The sequence below is a fragment of the Neiella holothuriorum genome, from assembly GCF_019457915.1.
In the GTDB taxonomy this organism is placed as follows: domain Bacteria; phylum Pseudomonadota; class Gammaproteobacteria; order Enterobacterales; family Neiellaceae; genus Neiella; species Neiella holothuriorum.
The window spans coordinates 1-18,448 of record NZ_JAHZSS010000017.1 but is presented as its reverse complement, the minus strand read 5'-3'; the positions used below and the strand labels follow the sequence as shown (position 1 = coordinate 18,448).

The 18,448-nt window shown below is 46.3% G+C and carries 13 protein-coding genes and 4 pseudogenes; 13 read left to right on the top strand and 4 right to left on the bottom strand.

All coding sequences use genetic code 11. The annotated features are described in order from the left end of the window. The first annotated feature begins 14 nt into the window (after nucleotides 1-14). The 4 genes from K0504_RS13195 to K0504_RS13180 are packed head-to-tail and all read left to right on the top strand — an operon-like array spanning nucleotide 15 to nucleotide 4,922. Complete coding sequence (locus K0504_RS13195) at nucleotides 15-3,293, top strand: type I restriction endonuclease subunit R (RefSeq protein ID WP_220104659.1); 3,279 nt, start codon at nucleotides 15-17, stop codon at nucleotides 3,291-3,293. Then, nucleotides 3,293-4,069: a M48 family metallopeptidase gene (locus tag K0504_RS13190; protein WP_220104658.1), complete on the top strand. Its 777-nt coding sequence runs from the start codon at nucleotides 3,293-3,295 to the stop codon at nucleotides 4,067-4,069. Before K0504_RS13195 ends, K0504_RS13190 begins: the two co-directional genes overlap by 1 nt. A 10-nt stretch (nucleotides 4,070-4,079) precedes the next feature. Beyond that, nucleotides 4,080-4,253: a hypothetical protein gene (locus K0504_RS13185; protein ID WP_220104657.1), complete on the top strand. Its 174-nt coding sequence runs from the start codon at nucleotides 4,080-4,082 to the stop codon at nucleotides 4,251-4,253. Nucleotides 4,254-4,262: 9 nt separating this feature from the next. Continuing rightward, nucleotides 4,263-4,922: a hypothetical protein gene (locus tag K0504_RS13180; RefSeq protein ID WP_220104656.1), complete on the top strand. Its 660-nt coding sequence runs from the start codon at nucleotides 4,263-4,265 to the stop codon at nucleotides 4,920-4,922. Between the two features lie 21 nt (nucleotides 4,923-4,943). On the opposite strand, the gene K0504_RS13175 is transcribed toward K0504_RS13180, so the two are convergent. From K0504_RS13175 to K0504_RS13160, 4 genes are all read right to left on the bottom strand, one after another. Continuing rightward, nucleotides 4,944-5,561: a type I restriction-modification system subunit M N-terminal domain-containing protein gene (locus K0504_RS13175; RefSeq protein ID WP_225918136.1), complete on the bottom strand. Its 618-nt coding sequence runs from the start codon at nucleotides 5,559-5,561 to the stop codon at nucleotides 4,944-4,946. Nucleotides 5,562-5,569: 8 nt separating this feature from the next. Continuing rightward, nucleotides 5,570-6,547, bottom strand: a complete 978-nt coding sequence (locus K0504_RS13170; RefSeq protein ID WP_220104655.1) for a WYL domain-containing protein — start codon at nucleotides 6,545-6,547, stop codon at nucleotides 5,570-5,572. 317 nt (nucleotides 6,548-6,864) lie between these two features. Continuing rightward, nucleotides 6,865-7,164: a hypothetical protein gene (locus tag K0504_RS13165; RefSeq protein ID WP_048609064.1), complete on the bottom strand. Its 300-nt coding sequence runs from the start codon at nucleotides 7,162-7,164 to the stop codon at nucleotides 6,865-6,867. Nucleotides 7,165-7,251: 87 nt separating this feature from the next. Further along, nucleotides 7,252-8,157 (bottom strand): 3'-5' exonuclease, encoded by a 906-nt coding sequence (locus K0504_RS13160; protein ID WP_048609065.1) that lies wholly within the window; start codon nucleotides 8,155-8,157, stop codon nucleotides 7,252-7,254. 641 nt (nucleotides 8,158-8,798) lie between these two features. Between K0504_RS13160 and K0504_RS13155 the strand changes: the two are divergent. The 9 genes and pseudogenes from K0504_RS13155 to K0504_RS13115 form a co-directional block, all read left to right on the top strand. Next, nucleotides 8,799-8,909: pseudogene (locus K0504_RS13155) on the top strand (UV protection and mutation protein); the annotation flags it as partial. Nucleotides 8,910-9,375: 466 nt separating this feature from the next. Beyond that, nucleotides 9,376-10,239 (top strand): class A beta-lactamase, encoded by an 864-nt coding sequence (bla, locus tag K0504_RS13150; protein WP_025441399.1) that lies wholly within the window; start codon nucleotides 9,376-9,378, stop codon nucleotides 10,237-10,239. A gap of 385 nt (nucleotides 10,240-10,624) precedes the next feature. Beyond that, complete coding sequence (locus K0504_RS13145) at nucleotides 10,625-12,985, top strand: hypothetical protein (protein ID WP_025441398.1); 2,361 nt, start codon at nucleotides 10,625-10,627, stop codon at nucleotides 12,983-12,985. Beyond that, nucleotides 12,978-15,101, top strand: coding sequence for a site-specific integrase (locus K0504_RS13140; RefSeq protein ID WP_025441397.1), 2,124 nt, complete (start codon nucleotides 12,978-12,980; stop codon nucleotides 15,099-15,101). The genes K0504_RS13145 and K0504_RS13140 overlap by 8 nt, the downstream gene beginning before the upstream one ends. Then, complete coding sequence (locus K0504_RS13135; protein ID WP_025441396.1) at nucleotides 15,098-15,676, top strand: hypothetical protein; 579 nt, start codon at nucleotides 15,098-15,100, stop codon at nucleotides 15,674-15,676. The genes K0504_RS13140 and K0504_RS13135 overlap by 4 nt, the downstream gene beginning before the upstream one ends. A gap of 313 nt (nucleotides 15,677-15,989) precedes the next feature. Continuing rightward, complete coding sequence (locus tag K0504_RS13130; RefSeq protein ID WP_158088367.1) at nucleotides 15,990-17,069, top strand: site-specific integrase; 1,080 nt, start codon at nucleotides 15,990-15,992, stop codon at nucleotides 17,067-17,069. A gap of 30 nt (nucleotides 17,070-17,099) precedes the next feature. Next, nucleotides 17,100-17,447, top strand: a pseudogene (umuD, locus tag K0504_RS13125) (translesion error-prone DNA polymerase V autoproteolytic subunit); the annotation flags it as partial. A 7-nt stretch (nucleotides 17,448-17,454) separates the two neighbouring features. After that, a pseudogene (locus K0504_RS13120) lies at nucleotides 17,455-17,688 on the top strand (Y-family DNA polymerase); the annotation flags it as partial. Between the two features lie 188 nt (nucleotides 17,689-17,876). After that, nucleotides 17,877-18,448, top strand: a pseudogene (locus K0504_RS13115) (hypothetical protein); the annotation flags it as partial.

Genomic DNA, 18,448 nt, shown 5'->3' with positions numbered 1-18,448 from the left:
AATAAGGGACGACAATGTCAGGCAATTTACCCAACTTCCGAGAAGAACAAAGCGCGAAAATTCCAGCGTTAACCTTGCTCACTAACCTTGGTTATCAGTTCATTTCACCGAGTGAATGTGTAATTAGGCGTGGTAATCTTTCAACCGTTATTTTGCCTGATGTACTGCGTGATGTACTCAAGCACAAAACCTACTCATTCATGGGGAAAGATCATCACCTATCGGAAGCGGCTATCGACAAAATTGTCCATGACCTTGCCAACCCTGCTATGAACGAAGGGCTGAAAGCGGCTAATGAAAAACTGTATAACGCTCTGACCTATGGCATTGGCGTAACCGAGTTTGTTAATGGCAAGAAAGCCAGCCCAACAATCAATGTCATTGATTGGGAAACCCCTGAGAACAACCAGTTCCACTTTACTGAAGAGCTGGAAGTAGAAAATGCTCATGGAACGGGTCATCGTATTCCCGATATTGTCTGCTTTGTGAACGGCCTGCCTTGGGTGGTGATTGAAGCCAAGCGTCCAGACTCTTCTCATGAAGGCAAGCCGACTGTTGCCGAGGGTATTTCACAAAACATCCGCAATCAAAAAGTCGATGAGATCCCACATCTGTTTGCCTATAGCCAATTGCTGATGTCGGTGAATGGACACGAAGGTTTATATGGTACATGCGGCACACCAAGTAAATTCTGGGCGAAGTGGAAAGAAGAAGAGATCACCGATGCCACTTTTGCACGCCTTAAAAATTCGCCACTTACGCCAGCGCAGCTTGATAAGCTATTTGCTCACCGTTCAGCCAAAGTACGTGATGAATACCTATCACTAATTGCTGGCGGTGATTTAATGGTGACAGACCAAGACCGTTTATTGGTATCACTACTTCGTCATGACCGCCTTCTGGAAATAACCCAACTCTTCACCTTGTTCGATAAAAAAGCGGGCAAAATCGTTGCCCGTTATCAGCAGGTCTTTGGCATTAAAGCATTAATTGAGCGTGTAACCTCTTTTGATGAGCAAGGCGCACGTAATGGTGGGGTTATATGGCATACCACAGGTTCGGGTAAATCGTTCACCATGGTGTTCTTGTCCAAGGCACTGATTTGGATTAAAGAACTCGCCAAATGCCGAGTGGTAGTCGTCACTGACCGTGTTGATTTGGAAGATCAGCTAGCACGTACGTTTGCCTCTGGCGGTGCACTGTCTGAAAAAGATCGCAAAACTGCCATGGCTACAACGGGTAAACGTCTTGCTGAGCAAATTGGTAAGGGTAATGAGCGTATTATCTTCTCCATCATCAACAAGTTTGGCACCGCAATAGAGCTTGATGAGTGCTACAACGACAGCCCTGACATGATAGTGCTGGTCGATGAAGGTCATCGCAGCCAAAACGGTGAAAACAACATTCGTATGCAGCAAGCCCTGCCAAAAGCGGCTTATATCGGCTTTACGGGGACACCGCTGCTGCAAGATGATAAGACCGAAAACAAATTCGGTAAAATCATCCACTCGTACACCATGCAGCAAGCGGTAGAAGATAAAACCGTTACCCCACTGCTGTATGAAGAGCGAGTCCCCGAGTTAAGTACCAATGACAAAGCACTCGATGCTTGGTTTGATCGCATCACCGACAAGCTCACTGAAAAACAGCGTACAGACTTGAAGAAGAAGTTCGCTCAGAAAGGTCAAATCTATCAAACCGAGGGTCGTATTGAACTTATCGCCCATGACATTTCTGACCATTTCCAAAACTTCAAACGCCAAGGTTTAAAGGGTCAGCTTGCTTGCGACTCAAAAGCGTCTGCTATCCAATACAAGAAGCTTCTTGACCAAATTGGCAAGGTGACTTCGGTTGTCGCTATGTCACCGCCAGACACCCGTGAAGGGCACGATACGGTCGATGGTGAAAGCAAAGATGTGGTACAGAATTGGTGGAAAGAGAACGTACTTGACTCAGATTTTGGCCAAGATGAGAAAGCTTACACCAAGCATATCATTGAAGAGTTTGGTAAAGATGATGACCCTGACTTGATGATCGTGGTCGATAAGCTTTTAACGGGCTTTGATGAACCAAAGAACACTGTGTTGTACATCGATAAACCGCTAAAGCAGCACAACTTAATTCAGGCTATTGCTCGCGTGAACCGCCTACACCAGAAGAAAGAGTTTGGTTACCTAATCGACTACCGAGGCATCTTAAAAGAACTCGATGCCACCATTGCCGACTATCAAGACTTAGCAGAGCGTACTCAAGGCGGATTTGATATTGACGATCTTAAAGGCTTATACAGCCGAATGGACACCGAATATAAAAAACTGCCTGGTCTATACAGTGAACTCTGGGCATTTTTCATTGATGTAAAAAACACACAAGATCCACACGCAATGGCACGAGTATTTGCGCCGAACATAGAATATGTAGACGGTCAACCAACAGACTTAAACCTAAAAAAACGCCAAGATTTTTATAGCACGCTCACTGCGTTTGCTAATTGTTTAAAAGTCGCTCTGCAATCGGCCACCTACTTTGAAGACAAGAGCTTTGATGATAAGCGCCAGATTTACAAAGACACGCTAAAAAGCATGACATCGCTGCGTAAAGTTGTCCGTGAGCAAGCAGAAGAGACCATTGATTACGACGAGTACGCTGAGAGTATTCGCACCATGTTAGACAAGCACATCGGTGGCGTTGAGATCCAAGAGTCTAAAGGTGCTTATCTAGTTGGCAATATGGGTAAGGATATAAAACCAGAAGAGCTAAGTGACGATGAGGCTCGCAATAAGAAAGATGCGATCACTGGTCGTGTCACTAAGATGATTGAGCAAGATCTTGCCGACGACCCTTATGCACAAGAGTATTTCTCGAAACTGCTTAAACAAGCAATTCAGCAAGCCAAAGAGATGTTCGATGCGCCTGTTAAGCAATATCTCCTATTTGCTGATTTCGAAGAGCAAGTGATCGATCGCAAAGTCGAGGGATTACCAACCGATCGCTTCGCAGAGCTAGATCCAAAAATTAAGCGTCATGTACAAGCTTACTTTGGATTGTTCTTAAAGCATGGCGCTGAAGGTCAAGGTCTTACCGAAGATCAATACTTCAACTATGCAGTAGAGATTGACGAGAAAGTGCGCAAAGCGGTGGCAGAATTTTCAATCAATCCATCAGAAATTGAAAACCAGATCACTCTAGAGGTACTTCCGTTGCTGTTTGCCGATTTAGGGGTCGATAAAGCGCAGGTCATTGCCGAAGAAGTGGTGCAAATCACTCGCTTAGGTTTAGCAGGTCACCATTAATGGCATCAACATTCTCTGACGAACGTAACAAAGAGGAATACAGCTTCATCTATGGAGATGAGGCTGTGAGCTATGAGGTGCTGCGTAAGCCTATCAAACAAGGAAAGAAGCGAAGCATTACCATCAAGGTGCAACCCAGCTGCGATGTCACGGTTAGTACCCCAGAAGACGCTGAGCTTGACGACATTCACCAAGCAGTAATGAAGCGTGCCAAGTGGATTTATGATGCCCTGAAAGAGTTTCGAGGTCATTTGGAGTACGTGCAGCCCAAACACTACGTCAGCGGTGAGATGCAGTTCTATCTTGGTCGTCGTTATGTACTAAAGGTAGTAGAAGATGCAGATGCCTTACCAACGGTAAAAATGACTCGCGGTAAGTTACTTGTCACCTTGACGAGGTTTAACGATGACAAAACTGCCATGGTTAAAGCTTTGGTGCGCAACTGGTACAAGGTTCGTGCTGAACGTATTTTCCATGAGCGCCTATCTGAGTTACTACCTCAAGCGACATGGGTTGATGGTATCCCCAGCTTTCGTGTATTGCCAATGAGTAAGCAATGGGGAAGCTGTTCAGCCAAAGGGAACCTGATGCTCAACCCTCATCTAATTAAAGCGCCTAAAGAGTGTATTGATTACGTGATTCTGCACGAGCTTTGTCATATCGCTGAGCACAACCACAGTGACAAGTTTTGGCGCTTGCTGACTAGTGTTATGCCGCACTGGAAAGAAGTTAAAAGTAAGCTCGATGGCATGGCGGAGTTGTATTTGAATGAATAAGGATTGCTAAATGAGATGCCCGACTTGTGAGAAGCATATTGGCTGGGATTGGCTAGAAGATGAATGCATCGAACCAAACGAAGCCTTTGACTGCCCACATTGCAATGAAACCCTGCGTTATGAAGTGGATGAAGGCACATACCTTGGTGCACAGCATGTAACGATTGAAGTTGTGGATGATTAGGGCATAACAATGTGGAACATTAAAACGCTGAAAGAAACGATATCTCAAAGCTATCAAGGTAATCACAGTGTCTTTGATTACGTTGAGTCTCTCGATAGGTCTATTGACATCTTTGATTATCACAAATGTGAAGCATACGCTCTTTTCAAAGAGATTGAGCCAAAAAGTCAAAGAGAAGCAATATCATTTATATTGTCTCGTAGTGAAGAAAGAGCCGCACTAGATGATTCCACTCTGATCCTTCAAGCTCACCTACAATCAGCTTTTTACAATGTGCGTTCTATGTATGAAATCTATGCGCAATTAATTAACGAGCTAATTTTAGAGCCGAAAATTCCAGTCCACGATTGTAGTATTGCACGTGTGGTTAAAATGCTAAAAAAAGACATACCAAATGACCCACTTACAGTGCTTACTGAGCAAGTATGCTCAAATGAAAGCAATACTTACGTGGAATCATTTATTAACACGATTAAACATAGAAACCTGTTAAAGACGCAGCGAATGTTCAAAGTTCAAGAGGGTAACGTTGGTGTCTTAATACGAGACTTTAAATACAGAGGGAATGTTTATCCAGAGAAATGGTTTTTAGAAGCGTTAGAAGATGGAGTTACAGCGAGGAACAATATTATTGATTTGGGCCAAGCACTTAATGAGAAGTTAGCGTGAAACTTTAAAAATAGTAACACTCTACGCAGCTATATGAAGGTGACATTTAGACCGTAAATTTGTAGATGGCATTATGTAGAACTCACCGGCTTTTTTACCGGCATTGGCGGCAAATTTTTCAATCAGGTATTCATAGATGTAACCCAGTACGTCATAGCCTTGCTTACCGTTCATTGGGATACTTTTGATTAAATGCAGTAGGTCACTAATGGCTTTTGTGCGCTTACCCGCGCTTTCACCCAGTTTGCTAAGACCCGTTTCGAGTGTGGTGAAAATTCCTTCAAACAATTTTTTGTAGGTAGGAGAAATCAAACGGCTAAAGGCGGATAGCGCATCGCGCACGTTAGACTCGTCAAAGTCGAATGCAGGATCAACCCAAGTAGCAAACAAATTATCGTAAGCGATGAAATAACCTAGATTGTCTTGAATGTACTTGACCGTGTCCGCGTCTTCTTCGTTGAGGGCTTTAATGTCTTCAGGTGTCATGCCCTCTTTGGTGACAAACTGAACTAACTGGTCGCTCAGGTACTTGTAAAAAATGAAACCTAAGATGTAATCTTTGTATTCGTTAGCTTCGATTTTTGAGCGCATCTGGTTGGCTGATTCCCAGATTTTTGCAGCTAATTGTTGCTTGTTCATGTTATTTCCTATTCTGTGACCATATCGAAACCAGGCGCAATCGCAAGGTTACCGACACCGTATAAAGTTTGATGATTTTTTAGCCATAAATGGAATTCGGGTGTTTTTAGCAGAGCCTCTTTGGTGCAATCAACATTCCAAAGCCGAAGCAAGTACCCAGCAGTTGCAGCTCTAATCTCAACCTTCATCACGCCACCTTTCATGCCATAATCCAGTTCAATCGCTTCGCTGTGCTCAATACGTGGATGCGGCACTAACTCAAGCTCTACAAATCGGTTCCATTGCCGATCTTGGGTTTCGAGCTCCGTTTCTTTGATAACAGAAGGCGACAAAGTGGAATCTTCAAGCACAAACGCTGCTTTAATTCGGGTCAGTACAAAGTCACGGAACTCACCATGCTTGCGGTCAAAACCACGAACATGCCAACGCAGGCCATTGTCCACCAGCGTATGCGGCACAATTTCACGCGTGGTTTCACCGCTCGATAACGACACATAGGTGATACTCAAGGCTTTGCCTTTGTGAATGGCCTCGGTGACTTTCGCTACTATAGATAAACTGGGCTTGTTAAGGTGATAAGGCGCTTCACAAGCCAGTGGTGGTTTTACCTTTCCAGTAAAGCCATCTCCGTATCCTTGGCTAATGGTTGCCAGTGTTCTCACAACGTCATAGTCGAACAAGGGTTCAAATGCTTCACCACGTTTATGCAACTTGAGCTTTTGGTCATACTCAATGTTGCTTGGTGCAAGCTCTCGGTACATTGTGAAGTCTTTCGTTGCTTGTGCAGCAGCTATGCTGAAGCGATCGACTAAATCCGCCCGCACCGCTTCTCCCTTAAACAATAAAGTGAAATCGATGTGGGCAATGCGATCCCTGGTTGCTTGTGGCAACTGCGCTATCTGCAAAAGCCTATCTGGCTTTCCTTTCGCGCCTTCTTTAGCGAGTGAACTCGCTGGTACCGTTTGTTTCAGACCATCATTTGTCATGCGTCTTGTTTATCCAATTCAACCAGTTTCTTAAAACTCTGTTTATAAAGTACGGACCGACATCGCGTAATCACATTGAAAAGCACCACTCAATGCTGCTCTTCATCCGCAATGACTAATCAATCTCTACCGGTTGAAGCTGGACAGATGGCCATAACACACTGAATAGGCTTCAACCTAATTAATTTTATTAAGTATCATCCTATCACAAATTATTTTGTAGGGAAGACTAAGCGGCAACTTTTTGATCTGGATTGCAATTGCCGCTCAGGTATGGGCGTGAAGACACTGTTTCATGCCATTGCTGGTAGCCGCTATCAATGCGCTACCCGAACCAATGGCACCACGATGTTACCGCGATGCGATACCCCTTTGTCCGACTCTGTAGACATCAGGGCTCGTTGTTCACTCTCCCGAATGCGCCTAGCAACCTCTGCCTGGGCTGGTAGCAATGGCAACATCCCTTCAGCAATCGCGTCTGGGGCTGAGTCTTGGCCACAGGACATCAAGTGCTTCCATGGATCTTTAAGAAAGCGCTCGAACGTGATGCCAAATTCAATGATGCGGGCAGAGACGAAGATTTCGCCCCAGTATTCAATGTAGGTGTCTTGGTACATGGAAAGATTCCTCTTGTTGGTTAAACCATGAGTTCACTTTCCATTTTCCAGAGGTTTTCAAATATGCAAGGCTTACCTTGTAGAGAGCTACAAAGCTTTAAATCGATTACGGGCATCTTTGTAGTCATAGTGGGCATGTTCTGAGCCACGATGATACAAATCATCCAGGTAAGTTTGTTCCTGCGGCAACTCGTCTTCGCTGATTTCGCGCCACCAATGCTTGTTGGCACCTTTAACGCCGTCATGCCAACGGTAACCACGTTCTTTTAAATAGTCCTTTACGTCAAACGGCGCACCAAACGCACGAACTAACACAGTTCGCCTGTCTGCTTCAGACAACAAGTTTGCAACGGACTCGGGCAACAAATGGAACAACCAGGCCATCGCCAAACAATCGGTTGCGGCTCGGTGTCCTTCATAAAACCAACCTAAGCGAAGCAGCAGGTACTCAAGCTTTCGACTTTCAAAACCCAGCGCCTTCCAATCTATGCCACTGGCTGAACAGGCCCAAGATAGATGGCCTAATGCAGCAAACCGCTTTTCAAAGAAAGGACGATCAAACTGTGCATTGTGTGCAACCACCAGCGGATCATCGGATAACCAACTCGCTACCAGTGAATCATCAATGCGCTGGCCTCGCACCATGTCATCGGTAATACCGGTTAACTCTGTAATCAGCTCGGGGATTGGCTTGCCGGGATCTTCATACAAACTGATCACATCAACAATCGACACAATCCGCTTAGCCGAGGGACTGTAAAGCACCTTAACCATACCAAGCTCAATAATGGACTCGTCATCGGCAGACAGTCCAGTTGTCTCTGTATCGAGCAGCACCATTGGCTGTTCATCACCGACCACAGGAGATAGTTCAAGTGGCCAGGACTGCGGCTCACGCGTTAATGGAATACGCTCCAGCAATCTAAAATCTTCTGGTCTGTCTGGGATATCCGCGAGGCGCTCTAGCGGAAATGGCGCAGGGGCTCTTGTCATTGATGGTTCCTCTTCAATTCTATTGTTCGCTTTAGGTGATTTCACTGTGCCACAGGTTTTTCTAAATGCACCTTGGATACCTCAGCGTTTTTTTAATCTTTCTACTGGGTGAACCCATGTATGAAGGCTTTGGCTAAGCCTTTCAGAAAGCCTTAGCTAAACCCTTTAGGTAACCCTTACCGATACCCTTTAGGTATGGCTTAGCCAACCCCTTTTCAAACGGTTGAAAAAGGCTTGAACTGAGTTCGACTGAGCATTTTAATGATGCTCCTGACTTCGCTTTAAGCCAGTAAATTCAATACGAAGCAGAATTTTACTAACTGTTTTTAAACCCTTTGCAAAGGGTTCAACAAGCCTTGTTTGACGGTTACTTGACCCATGCGTTAACCAGTAGCAGTAACAGGATCAGTAACAGAAACAAGAGCAGTAGGCAGAAGCAGTATTGTCCAAGCCTTGCAGGCTTTGACGAGGGCGAGCGATCCCCCCACATCTAGTTTTTCAACACAAAAAAGAAATCACCGACAACACAGCGTCTTACTCGAACAACTACAGTTTTACCTACAATTTTACTTGTAGAAATCAGCATAGCATTAGATACTGTATAAACAAACAGTATTAATTATGATTTTTCGAGGTTCGTCATGAGTGTCTCGCTGATAGGCCGTAGCGGCGCACTTGCCTTCATCAAAGCCAAGCGCCTTCGTATTCCATTGTTCATGGAACGTGTTTCTGCTGGTTTTCCTTCACCAGCGCTTTTCCCATATTGCTCTTTTTTGTCAATGTTCTGAAATCTATTAATAAATAACGAAAAAATAATAAGATAGTAAGATAAATCTCGTTCATACCTACTTTTACGGCGTTGACAACTATCACTCGGTCGAGTTTTTTCACTGATCCCCGCTGGGATCCCCTAATTGGTTGCCTTAGCGCTCATCCGAGCAAAGTTGAGTTAGGCTAGTTAACTAAATAATATAAATGGCCTTGTCCGACTCAGGCGAGACGGAACAACTTCGGTGGCCTCGATAAGCGCTGGCCCACTCCGAACCGTGAGAGTTTTTAAACAAACTGGTAAAGCAGACGCAATTCTCTTTCACTCGAAGCTGCTTTAAACCGCAGGTCGCGACCCATAACAGACGCTAATTCTTTAATCGATATTCGTTTTGATGTATCATCGCGAGCAGGAAACACCTTTCTTTATATCTAGGAAAAAACTATCGTATGTACTCCAAATTTGTTGTTTTTGTATCGCTGTTAAGCAGCTTAACCCTCAGCATTCCTGCCAACTCTTCTCCAGACCTGATAGTCAACAGCATCAAAGAGGTAGAGCAAAACCTGGGTGCTAAAGTAGGAGTCTCAATCTACAGCGTTTCTGATGGTTACCTTTGGCATTACAACGGCGATTCACGTTTTCCGTTGATGAGCACCTTTAAAACTCTTGCATGTGCGAAATTGCTCCACGATGTTGAAACGGCGAAGCTGTCGATTGATCGATCTGTGAAGATTGAGGAACAAGACCTTATTACTTGGTCGCCGATAACAGAAAAGCTTGTTGGAGAGAGCTTTTCCCTCAAGCAGGCTTGCACGGCTGCAATGGTTATGAGTGACAACACAGCGGCTAATATAGTACTGGACGGTATTAGTGGCCCATCTGAATTGACCTTGTTCATGAAAGAACTCGGTGATGAAGTAACGCGACTGGATCGTATAGAGCCTCATTTAAATGAAGCGCGAAGCGGGGATGAGCGTGATACAACAACACCTAACGCGATTGTAAAAAGCCTCGGGAAACTGCTTTATGGCGAGAAACTCTCAAGTGGCTCTAAAGAACAATTAATTGAATGGATGGCTGGCAACAAGGTGTCCGATAGCTTGTTGCGTTCAGTGCTACCAGAGGGGTGGTCAATTGCTGATAGGTCGGGTGCTGGTGGTTTTGGGTCTAGGGGAATCACCGCTGCGATTTGGTCAAATGAACAGCAGCCATTAATTGTTGCGATATATCTCACCCAGACTGAAGCTTCGTTTGACGAGAGAAATAAAGCTATTGCCAAAATAGGTAGAGAAATTTTCGCTTCTTATAACTAAGGCAACTTGGCGGGTACTAAGCACCTCAGCATCATAAGATGAGAGGTGTTCTTTCAATCTTCCTTTATAGCGGCAGCTAAATCGCAGCTAAAGACATCGATCAGGCCGCTCCGTATGTCCGCATTGTGCCGACTCCGGTATATGCGCAGGAAAATCATCTAACGTCCGGTTCCGGAAATTTCAGTTGGCTCTGTTAAAGCAACAGTGAGCGTATGCCCTCTCCCCCTTTAACGCTGCTCCTCAGAGACGGCTATACGGTAGTTATCTGCGGCCGTAGTTGAGCAGTGTGGTCATTTAGCAGTATCTCGCGCTATAAAAAACTGTATGTATATACAGTTTTTTATAGTAGGCTTATCTTGTAGAGCAAGGTGAGTGAGATCTCTTTATGAGTCGGGTTTCCCCAAAAAGTTTTCCCCAAGGTATCATTACGAAAGGCCACACAGATAAGAATTTCCAGTTTCTGGTTCTGTCCGGTAATGTTTTGCTTCTAATTCAATCTCACCTTGCTAATTTACCGCCGTCCCAGCGGCGGAGCGCTAATAGGGCTGTGTTCTACTTCGAATGTTTCCTGTGGCTAATCAACCATCCACCTATCACAAGCACTCTAGACCTTCGAACAAATGCTTTTCTGAGCATTCAGCGCCTTTTCTATGGCGCGCTTTACTCAAACTGTTTTCTGGCTGCTGAAGTAAAATACTCAGGCAGACAGAGACTTGTCCGGTATTTCTTTAAACTCCTCGCTGAGCTGTCTAAATCGTCTCCTATCAATATTTTTGTATATTCAGACCTTACAGATAGCCAGGTCCGAGAATGCATCGCTCAGTTTGAAGCTATTGGGATTGACCCTGTACGAGCAGCCAAGCTCATGGGGTGGCAAGTCGCAGACAGAAGCGCGAACTCATTTCGATTAAAGATGGGAGCCATCTTCGATGTTTTTGGGCCTGATTTTACGATGGAATTACACCAGGAGAGTAAGAAGCACGCCTTGGCTCATAGTCATTATAGTAACTACGCTAATGTGGTCTCTCGATTTGATGATTTTCTGCGCTGGTATGACGATGATCCGATAGACAGACCTTCCTTAAACGCTCACGTGCTCCAAGATCCAGTCTTTGTATATCAGCTTTTCTGGAGCTTTCAGCGCTGGCATTTCGAAGGGTACTCCGAGCGGAGCCAAACCCAACCGACGGAACGGGTGTTGGCAAACCTTCAGCGCCAATGGATCAGAATCATCTGTTGGGCAAAGTCTGTTCTGGTTAGCGGAGGGCTTATGTGTTCCCCGCTTGGCGATGTGTGGCCCGAAGGGAGCAAAAAGCTCACTCGATTCCTCCATGAAGTAGGCCACCATCGATACGCTGATGGTGAATCCCTTGTATCACAAAAGCTTTTGACCCAGATCCCACTGTCTGTCACAGATAAGGAGGCAACGGAGCTTCTATTCAGACAGATCGAAGACGACTTCAATAAAGTCGTTCGGTGGGCTCGACGGGAGATTGATCACATAGCTCATCGTTTGAACGTTATTGATCAGGCCTGCGATCAAGGGGATCTGATAACGCTAGGTTCTCGAATATCTGCTCGGGCTTATGGCCAGCCTGTGATGGGGATGAACAGCCTTATCAGAACTGTAAAAGAAACCCACAACGGATTTGCAATCATCGACCACGCTATGCGCGGCCACTTGGTAAGCGCAACAGGGAGTTCTTTTTCAACATCGGAGTTAGCGGCGAATCTGGCTATGCCGACGAAGTATGCGATTGCTCCCATCGCTCTCTGGCTAGTAGCGCAGCATCCCGTTCTGACCGAGGCATCTCTATTGAAATGCGAGTTATTCGACCGAAACGGTAAGCGAACCGGCTTTGTTAAGACCGACTCTGGATCTGTGCTTGTTGTGAAGAAAAACCGGAAAGGGAAGCAACAGGAGGTTGTACTGAGCGACGACGCAGCTTCGGTGGTCGAGCTGCTTATCCAGATCACGGCCCCGGTTAGGCGCTATCTCAAGGAGAAAAGGGATGATGCCTGGCGACGATTGTTCATCGTCGCGGGTGGTCAGGGCTTTCAGGAACCTTACACTTTCACAAACCAGACCAGCTTCGCCAAGATCCTCCGGCAGAAAGCCTTTATACAAGCTCATAGCGCCGAGTTAGGAGACATGGTCTCCGTATTGTCGCTGGCCCGGATAAGGGCTACCGCAGGTGTTCTCGTCTACCTCAAGTCGTTAAGCATAGAGAAAATGGCAGAGTCACTAGGCAACTCGAAACGAGTCGCCATGAACCATTATCTGCCGCCTACCATCATGCAGTTTTTCCAAGAGCGGTGGGTCAGGATTTTCCAAAACGCGGTGATTGTCCACGCTATGAAGGACTCTCCTTATCTGCTTGATGCAACGGACTTTAGCAGCATGAGTGAGTTGGATATGTTTCTAGAGGCGCATGCCCTTCGAACGCCGCCTGAAGAACCCGAACAGCTGAGTAGTTCCTCTGAGCAAATATCTGGTTCGTCAGATCCAGAGATCGTTATTTCTATCGATGAAGGCGTTCTTGGTGTGCTCCTCTCGCTAAAAATGGCCGTTGAGCAAGCTGGCCCACGTGCGGCGGGAACGGCTGTGTACTGGAGCCAGTTCGCAGCGAAGATAGAGGCTCACATTGAATCTGATGGTTATCTAGATCCATATATCCGCGGTTGTCTAGTTAAGGCTAAGGGGATAGCGAATCCTCAACAGTTTGAGGGTCTAGTCTATGGATGATAGCAGCGCGCTACCTCGCGAATTGGACTTCATAACGCGATCAGTCGATGCGGATCTAGGACTATTCCGAAGCGCTGAATGGCTCAATTCGAAGTTCGATGACCCAGTATGGAGCGCTCGTTTTGCCGAAAATGGCAAGAGAGACACTGTTATTGATTTCAGGGTTAGGCTCGATGATGGGCTACTGCTCACCCACCCAAGACATCACAACCTTTTGGAAAGCATAAAGGCATATTTATGTCTGTCGTCCCATCCGTTGGCCACCGGAGGCAGCCAGCTTGCCCCGAAGACGGTACAGCAAAGGGTTCGTACGACCTTAGGTATCATCGACTACTTTCTCCTGAGAGCCGAGCATTTCCAACTGGCATCCCATCAGTTCAAGCTAATTACGCCGCATGACATAACTGAGTTCATGGCTGTGTTGGCTACTGATCAGTACGCTAAGAACAATCTCTACGCTGCGCGTGAAGAGCTACAGCGTTTCCTTCGCCTCAACAGCCATCAGGTTACGAAGCTGGAGACACAGTACGTTCTATCAAAGGTTCCTGGAATCGCTATTGTTGATGATGTAGATGAGAGCAACCTTGGCTTATCAGAGTCGGAGATTGTTGCGGCTAGGATTTTTCTGTGGATCAACGGAAACTACAAACGCATACCGATTAAGGCGGGTAGTCATGGGCATTCATTTTTTAGTCATCAAGTTTCTCCAAACAGTATCTACTCTGAAATTTATCATGAGCGAACTTTAGTGACGCCTAAATTCCGGGGGCTGGTGCTGGACGAGCTCCACTTTAGCCCATCCGAGAAGACCTTTAGAGAGTATCCCATGGTTTCGTCCATGGTTCTGTATGATGATCCACTTCCCTCTGAGGCTGGGGTTGATTTCTACCGACAATCGCTTAAACGGATGGAACTCCTTAAGCTCTGTGGGCTGGACCATATCAACCATCTTTCGCTAACAGCCTTGGATAATAGAGCTTTCCTCGGGCAACTTAAGATGAAGGGCACCGGGCGTTACCGGTCGCTGCCTCGGGACGTCGTATTTTCATCGTTTCGGAACGCAGTGGAGTTCTACTTAGATTTGGGTCAGGTCCTTATCGATGGTTATCTGGCCTTGGCGCGAGAGGCTGATGCACGTGGATGTGCCATCGGGGATTTGACCCAATCTGAAACGATAGAGCTGATCCCAAAGAGGTTGCGAGACATCGGAGTAAGTATCTGGGATCTCTCGGCAGATTTTCGCGGGCAGAACCGTGGAGGCGGTAGCGCTCTGTTTTTTAAGCGGTTCAGAGAGAATGAGGGACTGCTCCAGCTAATTGAGGTACTTTATGGTGCCATCTGGATAATACTCGCTGCGCTTAGTGCCAGACGTTCTGGAGAGCTTAGGGATCTTAAGGCAGATACCTGCCTTGTTAAGAAGTCCCATGGCTATTATTTACAGTTTGACTTGCGGAAACGGAACTTCGGCAAGACTCGTGAACAGGTCCTTCGTCCCATTCCCAATGTCGCGGCCCGGTGCATTCTGAGCTTGGGTGATCTTCGTCAGAAGCTCTCCTTGCTTAGTTCAGTTACGATTTCAGATAGGCTGTTCAGCAAGCCTCATTATCGCGAAGTTGGCCTGTCTGCGATGGGTTCAGTAGACGCGGCCAAGGTGCTAAACCGCTTTTCTGACTATTTCGAAGTCCAACAGGACGCTACTGGGCATCGTTATTACATTCGTACCCATCAACTTAGACGCTTCTTCGCTATGACATTCTTCTGGGCCGGCGGATTTGGCGGCCTAGACACACTTCGGTGGTTTTTGGGTCATACGAATGTCGAGCATGTTTATCACTACATCACAGAGACCGTTCCAGGAGAGGTGTTGCGAAGAATCGGTGCCGAATACGCATCTGATGCACTTCTCATAGGGCAGAGCAACACAGAAGATCTGGGTAATCTCCTACGTGAGCGTTACGGATTGTCATCATTTTCCATCATGCAGTCGGATGAAGTCGCAGACTATATCGAAGACCTAATGATGGAAGGGTTGCTAAAGATAGAGCCAGTCTTCTTCGACACACCGACAGGAAAGCGCCATGAGATCCTCTTTAAAATCACCGGAGAAAATTCATGAAGAAAGCATCACGGCAGGTGTCTGCTCAGCTTGAGATTAGCAACAGATCTGTTCTTTCTCGCGTTGAGTATCTCGAATCGATTATTCACTCACCCGCCGAGCATCAAGAAAACATAACACTTTTGATCGCTTTGAAGAGCCAAAGTGGACTTGCAAAGCTGGCGGTTAGCGAAGCTTTTATTTCTCCTATGTCTCTCAATACGCTTAAGAACAGAGCGAATGACATACTCCCTGGTGGGTTTACGACTATTGATCACCTGAGACGCCAGGCCGCAAAAGCTATTCACGATTCAACCGTAGTCAAGCCTTCATCGTCCTCTATAACCAAGCAGGACCTCAAAGATAAGATTAAGGCTCAGGAAAGGACCATCTCTCAGTTGTGGGATGAAATCGCACTGGTTACGAATGTTTTTAGAGAATCAGTAACACTCGCCCAACAGTTTGCCGAGAAATGCCCAGACCCGGCAGATCTGATCCTTTTCAAAAAGCGCCGTAGAGAGCTGCTTTTAATGTTCTCATTAAGCAAGCGGCCTCAGACGCCTTTACATGAGAGCCCGTCCAATGCCGAAGGATGAGAAACTCTATAATCTAACGAGCGATGTTTTCCGATTACCTTACGGGGTTGATCGAAATAGCCACGTCCTCAGCGTCAGAGCTGATAACATTCCGCTTCTCTGTTGGCCCGATGGCAGGCCGTGCACCGAGGCGAACCTATATATGCTGCACTGTTTTGAGCGTGGACTTTCCCGTAAGGAAGGCGGTGGGACACTTACTCAATATGCCAAGCTTCTTTCACACCTTATTCGCTTTTGCTTTAACAACAACTACTCATTCATAGGGTTGACTGATTCTCGCTTTTCACTATTCATCAGAACGCTCCAAGGAGAAATGGATCCACGAAAACCAGAGCAGAGAAAACGGAGAGCAGCCCATGTGGCAAACATAGGGAGAACCTGCCTCGGCTTTTTAGGATTCGTTGGAGAACTCTATCTAGAACCGTCGTTCGTCGGCGCCGCAGGAACGATCAGGGCTGAGACGAAGGAGTTCAAGCTGGCTGGTCAGAGAAAGCAGATAGTCCATACCTATTGGCATCACCATTCCTTTCCTAACCCCGAGCCTCCAACACGGCGCTTACCTATCAATTCTACAAATATCGCAAAACTGATCGAAGTGATTCCGGATGTGAGCACGACGACCTATCAGAGAAGACGGCGTTTCATTCTGGTCAAGCTTTTGGAGATTACTGGGGCAAGGCGAGTTGAGATCGCGAACATCAGAGTCGAAGACATCTATAACGCGAGGAAGATGAAGCAAGAGCCTGTTCTCAAGGTCTTCACCGCCAAGCGCTCGGGAGGAAGGGAAGAGTACAGATACTTGCCGGTTTCCAAAATGGACCTTGAATTGATCGTAAATTTCATCGAAAAGTTCCGACACCGGATCATTAAGAAGACCATCGGTAGCGCTAGTGACTTGGGCTATCTGCTGATTTCGGAAAGTAGTGGACTAAGGCTCGCTACCGAGACGCTGACGAATGAACTACTGCTGCTTGCCAAGGCTGCCAAGATCGAAGAGCAAGCCTGCGCACACATGTTCCGGCATAGATTCATTACCAAGCTTTTTGTGGCTTTGATTGAGCAACATGAATTCGAAAATGGGGACGATTTTCGGCGTGCTCTCCTGGATGGTGAGACCCTCAAGAGAAAGGTTCAAGAGTACACGGGGCATACTTCGATCAGTAGTCTTGAACCGTATATTCACTTGGCTTTCGAGGAAGTGGCGAGGTTTGGAAGTACCTTAGACCTGATTAAAGCAAAGCTTGCCGTTGAATCGCTACGGTCCAATCTCAAGGACATTGCTATCGAACTCAGACACGGCAGGAGTCCTACTGAATTGAGCGCCCTCCTCCGCGACTATATCGACTTGGCGCTGGAGGAACTCAGTAGCGCCTCAATTTCTACAGAGAGCTGACAAGATATGGGCAGAATGAGTTCATATGGGAATCCAGCGCAGGATTATGTTGAGCAAACGCTCGACCTCAACGAGCTGTGCATCAAGCGACCGGCTGCAACGTTCTTTGTGCGTGTTGAAGGTGATTCAATGATTGATGCTGGGATTCACCCAGATGATATTTTGGTGGTTGATCGTTCTGTTCAAGCAGAACACGGTGACATTGTCATCGCTGGCATCCATGGAGAACTCACGGTAAAGGAGCTTCAACTAAGGCCGTGCGTCAAGCTGATCCCAAGAAACCAGGCGTATGAGCCCATTCATATTCCTGAAGGGGCAGAGTTAGAGATATTTGGTGTGGTCACCAATGTGGTGCGAAACATGCGCCGTAAGTCGTGACTGTCCCATGCCTGTATTTGCCTTGGTGGACTGCAACAACTTTTACGCCAGTTGTGAGAAGCTGTTTCGTCCTGATTTAAAAGATACGCCGGTTGTGGTGCTGTCCAACAATGACGGCTGCGTGGTTGCACGCTCGCGTGAAGCTAAGTTACTCGGTATTAAAATGGGCGTACCCGTCTTTCAGATCAAAGCCGAAATGCAGCGCCATGGCATTTTGGCATTCTCCTCTAACTATGCGCTTACAGTTGGGAAATACTTTAGACATCACATGTTGTAATGTTTCAGGTTGTATAAATTAGACGTCGAGATGAGGGGTGGTTACAATTTTTACTATTGGTTAAGAAATATCTTGAAAAAGTAGATGTATGAACGCGTAACCCCCTGGGGGAAGGCTTAGCAGTGTGAATAACGGATGATTTAGGTGTTAATGTGATTGAACAAAATAGGTCGTTTCCAGATGACTTCGGCTTTGACTATTGTCTTATGTGGATTAGTACGGAGAAATATCCCTCATTTATAAGTAGGCCACACCCTGACAGTGGCGAGATCATCCATGACGTTAGGGACAACTCAAAACCATTTGCTCATAAACTTCCAATTTTAATAGACCCCGATGGTATCAATGTGGTGCCAGTGAATCTATATCTTCACTCTTTGTTGGCAGATCCAGATATATCCTCCGATAAGACGATTCAATCCCATGCAGTTGCGTTATTGAGCTTCTATCGGTGGTTGAGCACGGAAATCCCCGAACATACACACCCAAGGACTGGCCTTCTGGTTGATGAAAAACCTCCGTTAACAATATATGACTGCACCGAGAAGGTAGAGGAAAGTCCAATCGTGAGATATCGAGACTATTTATTGGAAAACCTTTATACCAAGGATGAAACTGGAAAAGTCGGTGGTTCTCCAAGTACAGCCTCTTCAGTGGTCCACCGAATGCGATTTCCGTCTGCATCTGTTGAAGTTGGGCGACGACGGCTTCTGAGCCTTTACCG

Bases quoted from the DNA above. Each gene is read 5' to 3' on its own strand.
- bla (WP_025441399.1), top strand. From the start codon at position 9,376: ATGTACTCCAAATTTGTTGTTTTTGTATCGCTGTTAAGCAGCTTAACC.
- K0504_RS13160 (WP_048609065.1), bottom strand. From the start codon at position 8,157: ATGACAAGAGCCCCTGCGCCATTTCCGCTAGAGCGCCTCGCGGATATC.
- K0504_RS13170 (WP_220104655.1), bottom strand. From the start codon at position 6,547: ATGACAAATGATGGTCTGAAACAAACGGTACCAGCGAGTTCACTCGCT.
- K0504_RS13190 (WP_220104658.1), top strand. From the start codon at position 3,293: ATGGCATCAACATTCTCTGACGAACGTAACAAAGAGGAATACAGCTTC.
- K0504_RS13175 (WP_225918136.1), bottom strand. From the start codon at position 5,561: ATGAACAAGCAACAATTAGCTGCAAAAATCTGGGAATCAGCCAACCAG.
- K0504_RS13135 (WP_025441396.1), top strand. From the start codon at position 15,098: ATGAAGAAAGCATCACGGCAGGTGTCTGCTCAGCTTGAGATTAGCAAC.
- K0504_RS13130 (WP_158088367.1), top strand. From the start codon at position 15,990: ATGGATCCACGAAAACCAGAGCAGAGAAAACGGAGAGCAGCCCATGTG.
- K0504_RS13145 (WP_025441398.1), top strand. From the start codon at position 10,625: ATGAGTCGGGTTTCCCCAAAAAGTTTTCCCCAAGGTATCATTACGAAA.
- K0504_RS13185 (WP_220104657.1), top strand. From the start codon at position 4,080: ATGAGATGCCCGACTTGTGAGAAGCATATTGGCTGGGATTGGCTAGAA.
- K0504_RS13180 (WP_220104656.1), top strand. From the start codon at position 4,263: ATGTGGAACATTAAAACGCTGAAAGAAACGATATCTCAAAGCTATCAA.
- K0504_RS13165 (WP_048609064.1), bottom strand. From the start codon at position 7,164: ATGTACCAAGACACCTACATTGAATACTGGGGCGAAATCTTCGTCTCT.
- K0504_RS13140 (WP_025441397.1), top strand. From the start codon at position 12,978: ATGGATGATAGCAGCGCGCTACCTCGCGAATTGGACTTCATAACGCGA.
- K0504_RS13195 (WP_220104659.1), top strand. From the start codon at position 15: ATGTCAGGCAATTTACCCAACTTCCGAGAAGAACAAAGCGCGAAAATT.